This is a genomic window from Oribacterium sp. P6A1, from assembly GCF_000702885.1.
GTDB lineage: Bacteria > Bacillota > Clostridia > Lachnospirales > Lachnospiraceae > Oribacterium.
This window is the reverse complement of the sequence record NZ_JNKO01000023.1, coordinates 36,805-43,165: the sequence shown is the minus strand read 5'-3', so window position 1 is coordinate 43,165 and position 6,361 is coordinate 36,805. Positions and strand designations below refer to the sequence as shown.

Below are 6,361 nucleotides of genomic sequence, written 5' to 3'. Positions count from 1 at the left end.
AACAGAAGTATCCTGAATATAGGATGCTCTTTTTTGTGTGAATAAATAAGCTGTGCTAATGTAAATCCGATGAGCATCATAGGCAGGACCGTGCCTATTGTGAATGCCAATGTATTTAAGAGACATTGATAAAACCTGATATCTTTGAATATTGAGATATAGTTTTTAACTCCCAGAAACCTGATCCTGCTTAATTCTGTCATATAATCCCAGTTGGTAAAGCTGATTCCAAAGGTTACAAAGATGGGTATAAACCAAAACAGTAACATCGGTATACATGCAGGAAGGATATACAATGATATTTTGATAGGAATAGTTTTGTTCATCATGTTCACATTTACTTTTCTTGTTCATTTTTAGTACCGTATTGTGAATTATGAACATTATATGCATAATGAAAAACTTGTCAATCATTTTCTTTGCAATTTTTGACATTTTGATCCGCCCTATTGACTCCAGTAACTTTTTTAATTGTTATTTTATACAGAATTACAAAAATGGAAAAAAGAATATGCCTCTGAATATGCTTTGTTCATAAAAGGCGCACGTCGAGTTGGTAAAACGACGATAGCAGAAGAACTTGGTAAAAATGAATACAAATCATATATGTCTTTTTGACTATCTTTTTATATCTTCTTAAATGTCCGCAAAGCCTTATTAGAATTAAAAAGAACTTATCTCTGAATGTAGAAAATGTGATTGAATGGTGCAAAGAAAAAATTAGCCTTTCTTATGCGGAAATCACAAGAAAAGGAAAAAACTGGTATATAACGATTGATAATTGTATTATTACGGTAAATAAGTACAGTTATACCGTTATCACTGCTCATAAAATAAAATGATAATTTTTTCTATAAAGGAATTAAACACATTTTCGGTTATCGGGCAGGAAATAGAACTTACTAATTATCAAAAAAAGAATATTCAGATTAGTACACAGTTTTGGAGAAAGTTTAACAAAAATCGTATCTTTCACAATCGAGAAATTAGGTAAAATATGCTTTTATGGAAAGAAGAAATGGAGATGTCACTTATGCAGGAAAGTCGATTATTTAAAATTGTATATTATTTGCTTGATAAAGGGAAAGCCACAGCTCCAGAGTTGGCAGAAAAGTTTGAGGTTTCGGTTAGAACAATTTTTAGAGATATTGATGCCCTTAGCGAAGCAGGTATTCCAATCTATGCGGAAACAGGGTGTAAAGGTGGCATTTGTTTAATGAATGATTTTGTTTTAGACAAAGCAGTTTTGTCCGAAAAAGAAAAGCAAGAGATATTAGCAGCGTTACAAAGTTTGTCCGTAATAGGAAATGTCTATGAGGATGCTACGCTTGTAAAGTTGTCTGCACTTTTTAATACTCGTTCTGAAACATGGTTTGAGGTAGATTTTTCAAGGTGGGAAACCAAAACAGAAGATAATGAAAAATTTGAAACGCTAAAAACGGCGGTCATCCATCATAAATCTGCGGAAATTTCCTATGCAAGTGGCGATGGTCAGTACAGCAAAAGAAAAGTACAACCGCTAAAATTGTACTACAAAACAAATGCATGGTATTTAAAAGCATTTTGCACCGAAAGACATGACTTTCGTATGTTTAAGCTAAATCGGATTTTAAGTATTAAACTTTTGAACGAGGATTTTATCCCCACATCATTCCCGGAAGTTCAGAAAATGCCGTCACAGACTTATGGGAAAGCTGTTCTTCGCTTTTCCAAAGAAGTAGCCTTTCGTGTTTATGACGAATTTAGTAGCAGCCAAGTGATTAGGCAAGATGATGGATATTTGCTTGTCACGGCTGAAATGACAAGAGAACCGTGGCTTATCGGTGGATTGCTTTCATTTGGTACTCAGGTTGAGGTGATAGAGCCTGTGTATTTGAAAACACAGTTAGCGGAAAAAGCAAAAGAAATTTATGAAATGAATAAAGCATGACATAAGGTGTCAGTATTTATACGATATAGTATATTTCATAAATAAAAGAAAATAAATAGACGAGAAAGGAAATACTTATGAAGATATTGATTATTAATGGTTCACCATACAAGGAGAACAGCACCACATTAAAAATAACAAGAGCTTTTATGGAGGGGCTGAACGAGACTGCGGAGATTGTACATACGATTGATTTGGACATAAATCCGTGTCGTGCCTGTTATGCCTGCTGGGTGAAAACAAATGGCAAATGTGTACAAAATGATGAGGCAATCGCTGTCCTTAATAAAATCCGTGAAGCTGATTTAGTAATATGGTCAATTCCATTATATTGCTACTCTGCTCCCTCGCACTGTAAAGCCCTCATGGACAGAACCGTTTGCTTTAACTCAGCAGAAATGTATTTGGGGGATGATGAATGTACACACCACTATGGATATGAAGATGGTTCTAAAAAAACAGTGTTGATTTCCTCTGGTGGTTTGCCCGATGTAAAAGGAAACTTTGATGGACTGGTCTTTCAACTAAAGCGTATGTTTGGCGAAAATACCGCTACAATCTTATGTGCAGAAGCAGGATTGTTTTTATCACCTGAAACAGAACCCTTGACACTACCTTACCTTGAAGCTGCAAAAAAGGCAGGAACAGAATATAAAGCAACAGGTCTGATTTCTAAAGATACACAGATGATATTAGATGTTCCAATGATACCAACAGATATGTATATTGCAAATGTAAATGCTACCTTCTCTGCAATGAAAGAAAAGAACTAAATTTACGATACTGTTGATAAGAGCAAAATGATAGATACAAAACCATCTGCCCTAACAAGTAAAATAAAAAAACACGGGAGATACACAGATTTTTGTGCTATCTCCCATGTTGATTTCAGTGTCATATCAAGGCTCATTCAATCGTGGTAAATTCGTGGTAAAATGAGTGTTTTCCTATACTTCAAAGTGCTTGAAAGTATAGTGTTTATGCGAATAATCAAAAAAAGCTATAAAAGTTATTTAGAAATCATATATCACAATTAATGTTCAATCCGCTAATGACACAATAAGAGATCTTTTGTTAATAGTCTGTTAGATTTGAATTATTTTTATAGTGTCATTCAATTACAGTAAGCTTGAAGGAAAACCGGAACTGTCTGTAGGCTGCGCCTCATATCAGCCAAAGGTAGACAGAGGATATGATGATGTTTTCCGCCGTGCCGATAAGCTCATGTATCAAAGAAAGCAGGAACTTAAGTGGTTCTGAAAAAAATATGACCACGTTGCGCCGGGCACAACGTGGTCTTTTTTACGCGTTAAAGGCTATTTCATGTACTGCCTTATCTCCTCATGCTTATCTTCGGTAACACCAAGAATGATCTTTTTTACATCTTCTTCGACCACCGTGGCCTTCAAGCTCACCGGGACATACTTTCCGTTTATGATCAGCCTGTAATAATGAGAAAAATAACCGTTTTTCTGAATTTCAGAGAGCATATTTTCCTTCGTGAGTACCCTGAGATGCCTCTCCATATCCTCCGGAGCGATCGCCTTTGGAGCATCAAGGATCACATCTGCAAAGAAGTCCTCCCCCGTCTTGGCAAGACCAAAGTCAGCAAATTCTTTCGAAGGGTTGTACTGCGTATAATTGTTCGTTTCAGGATCAATTGTATATAGAACAATATACTCCGGAGATAACGCTGCTATTCTGCCCAAAGATATTTTTTCCTGCCGCAGCTTATTCTCTTCCTCCAACTGCTTCATTTGTGCGTCAATGATACTTACACCCAGAATGATCCGGTTACCGCCATGCAGCCTGTTGATTTTCATATTGACATACATAGGTGTTCCCATATCGATAAGGCGGTACGTTATCGTAAATACGCCCTGTTTTTCAATATCCCGGAGAACTCTTTCCTTCGTGAACAAGGCCAGGAACGTTTCTCTGTCCTCCCTGTAAATGCGGATCATTGCATCGCGTCTTGCCGACTCAAAGAAATCCTCGCCATGCCGGACCACAGACAATTCTTCTCCTCCAACCTTGGATGAGTATTCAGTGTAGCCGTTTGTATCCAGGTCGATCAAGAAGATATTGTAATAGTCCGCAGCAAGGGCCTGCGCGATATCGGCATAGGTCGTGCTTTCATCCGGATCAGAGATGGAAAGTACGGCGAGGGATACCGCCACACTGCCTGTAACCGGATTAGTATTGATTCGATGTGCAAAAGCATGAACCATCGAACCATCCGGCATCGCTTCATCAAAAAACGCACTATTTACAACAGTACAGCATTGTTTGACCACATTTTCAAAATTATACCCATACTTGATGACAGAACTTGTATAGTTGTCCCTTCGATCTAAATATATGTCAACGTTGAAGAACCGCTTCACAAAATCCTGGTAGGAGCGATTACTTCTCACATATCTGGCCTGCCCATCCTTGACCTCAATGATTGCTGCCGGAAGCGATTCAAAAACATTATGGAATGCGTTCTCTCCACCACCGGAGATGACACCGAGGTCGAACAGGTTAACCCGGCCGATGCTCTCGTAGTATTCGGATTCCTCAGGGTTTTCGTTATCGATAAGAGCATTTCCTTTGAACAATTCCCGTATCTTTTCAAAAGAGACCGGCTTGCCGAAATAGTATCCCTGGAGCTTTGAACAACCAATTTCCTGAAGAAATCGAACCTGCCCCTCTGTCTCAACACCTTCGCAAACGGCATCCATGCCCAGAGAAGCAACCATTCTCATAAGCTCTGTCAGGATGATTTTTCCGGCTTCGCCCTCATCGAGCCTGCGAGTCAGGCTCATGTCAAACTTGATCAGATCGAAAGAGATGCTTTGCAGCACTTCCAAAGACGAATATCTGCTTCCGAAGTCGTCCATCCACACAGGGAAACCGAGGCTCCGGAAACGCTCGACCTGTTCCTTCATAAAATCAAAGTCACTGCCGATGACGCTTTCCGTAATTTCTATCGTAATCCTGTCTCTGCTGATGCCTGCCGCATCCACCCTTTTCCTGATCTCTTCAACTACGTCACAGGCGTCAAAGTCGGAACGAGAGAGGTTGATGGAATGAGGTATAACAGTGAACCCGTCAGACATTTGCACTTTGATAGATTCCAAAACCCGGTCGACCATATACAGATCCAGCTTATGGATCAGCCCTGCGTCTTCCAGGGGCGGAATAAATGCGGCAGGGGACAGCATTCCTTTTTCGGGGTCTATCCACCGGGCCAGTACTTCCGTATCGCAAACCTTCCCGTTTACCGCTCGAATAATCGGCTGAAAATACACTTTAATCCACTTCTCTTCTATTGCCCTGTCAAGATTTTCGATAATGTACTGCAGGTTCTCCTCGTTTTCCTGAATCCTTTGGTCATAAAACGAATAACCTGAGGAATAGGTGTTTTTCAAGTAGTCGCTGGCTGTTTTTGCACGGTCACATGCCAATGTTATAGATACCGTTTCGCTTTGCCACTGATATATCCCTACATGCACAGGCAGGTTTTTTCTTCCGTTCAATTCACGGCATTTTTTAAACAGGGCCTCCAGTTTTTCTTCCACTCCCTGTTCACTTGTTATCACAGCAAAATGATCCGCTCCAAAATGACTGCAGATATCTTCCGAAAAAACACTCTGCAGGCACCGAGCGAATTCCTTCAATAGCACGTCCCCTTCTGCAAAACCATACTTTATATTGAAACGCTTCATACCGCACAGATCCACGTACAAAAGCGTCGGTCTGCCACCCTCTTCGGTGATGGTATCCTTTCTGACCGAAGCCAGCTCAAAGAAATAGCTCATACTGGGAAGTCCTGTAAGAAAGCTGTAATAGCTTGCTCTAAGCATGCTTTCCTCTTGAAGAGCCGTATTGAAGGCACGGTTCACAGCCGTTGTCTGGGAGCCTTCGCTTTCAGCAACATACGCTCCTTCGTCTGTATACCACACATAAGCCAGACGAATACCTTCTTCTGTATAGATATGTTCTCCAATTCCATGAATAATGTGATAATCACCGCCATCGTATTTCATGCGGCGAAAAATCACCTCATATCGCCCCCCCTCTTTGGCGAAACGGTAGGCAGCGTCCTTTACTCTGGCAGTATCATCCGGATGAGTATTACAGAAGGCATCTTCCTCTGTATACCGGTAAGCTGTACTATGATCCGGGAAGTTAAAAAGTTTGCAATAACCCTCCGAAAGTAACAGGATACGAACTTTTTCGTTCACAAACTGATAAACAGCCAGGGGTACCGGCATCTGTTCAATCCTTTTTTGTTCTTTATCGCTGAAATGGAACTGTTCCATATATTTCACCCCATACCGCCATGCTGGTGACGGCTCAAATCAGAAAGACTATCTTTATCTTTTATCGGCATCTATTTGAACCAACATAAGAAGTAAGGGATGCTAATAGAGCAGGGGAAAT

The 6,361-nt window shown here is 40.1% G+C and carries 6 protein-coding genes and 1 pseudogene; 5 read left to right on the top strand and 2 right to left on the bottom strand.

The window, feature by feature from the left end:
• A pseudogene (locus T515_RS17780) lies at nt 1-203 on the bottom strand (sugar ABC transporter permease); the annotation flags it as partial.
• A gap of 411 nt (nt 204-614) precedes the next feature.
• Here T515_RS17780 and T515_RS17160 point away from each other — a divergent pair.
• From T515_RS17160 to T515_RS17430, 5 genes are all read left to right on the top strand, one after another.
• The gene (locus T515_RS17160; RefSeq protein ID WP_442950151.1) at nt 615-842 is read left to right on the top strand and encodes a DUF3781 domain-containing protein; all 228 of its coding nucleotides are present in this window, start codon (nt 615-617) and stop codon (nt 840-842) included.
• Entirely contained in the window at nt 839-994 is a 156-nt protein-coding gene (locus T515_RS17155) for an effector binding domain-containing protein (protein ID WP_432766904.1), read from the top strand. The genes T515_RS17160 and T515_RS17155 overlap by 4 nt, the downstream gene beginning before the upstream one ends.
• 24 nt (nt 995-1,018) lie before the next feature.
• Complete coding sequence (locus tag T515_RS12675) at nt 1,019-1,930, top strand: helix-turn-helix transcriptional regulator (RefSeq protein WP_278245422.1); 912 nt, start codon at nt 1,019-1,021, stop codon at nt 1,928-1,930.
• A 77-nt stretch (nt 1,931-2,007) separates the two neighbouring features.
• Nucleotides 2,008-2,703, top strand: coding sequence for a flavodoxin family protein (locus tag T515_RS12670; RefSeq protein WP_022616346.1), 696 nt, complete (start codon nt 2,008-2,010; stop codon nt 2,701-2,703).
• 334 nt (nt 2,704-3,037) lie between these two features.
• Complete coding sequence (locus T515_RS17430) at nt 3,038-3,190, top strand: diguanylate cyclase (RefSeq protein WP_197026448.1); 153 nt, start codon at nt 3,038-3,040, stop codon at nt 3,188-3,190.
• A gap of 56 nt (nt 3,191-3,246) precedes the next feature.
• Here T515_RS17430 and T515_RS12665 read toward each other — a convergent pair whose 3' ends face one another.
• On the bottom strand, nt 3,247-6,240 hold the full coding sequence (locus T515_RS12665) for a GGDEF and EAL domain-containing protein (RefSeq protein ID WP_036611799.1): 2,994 nt from the start codon (nt 6,238-6,240) through the stop codon (nt 3,247-3,249).
• Nucleotides 6,241-6,361: the final 121 nt, after the last annotated feature.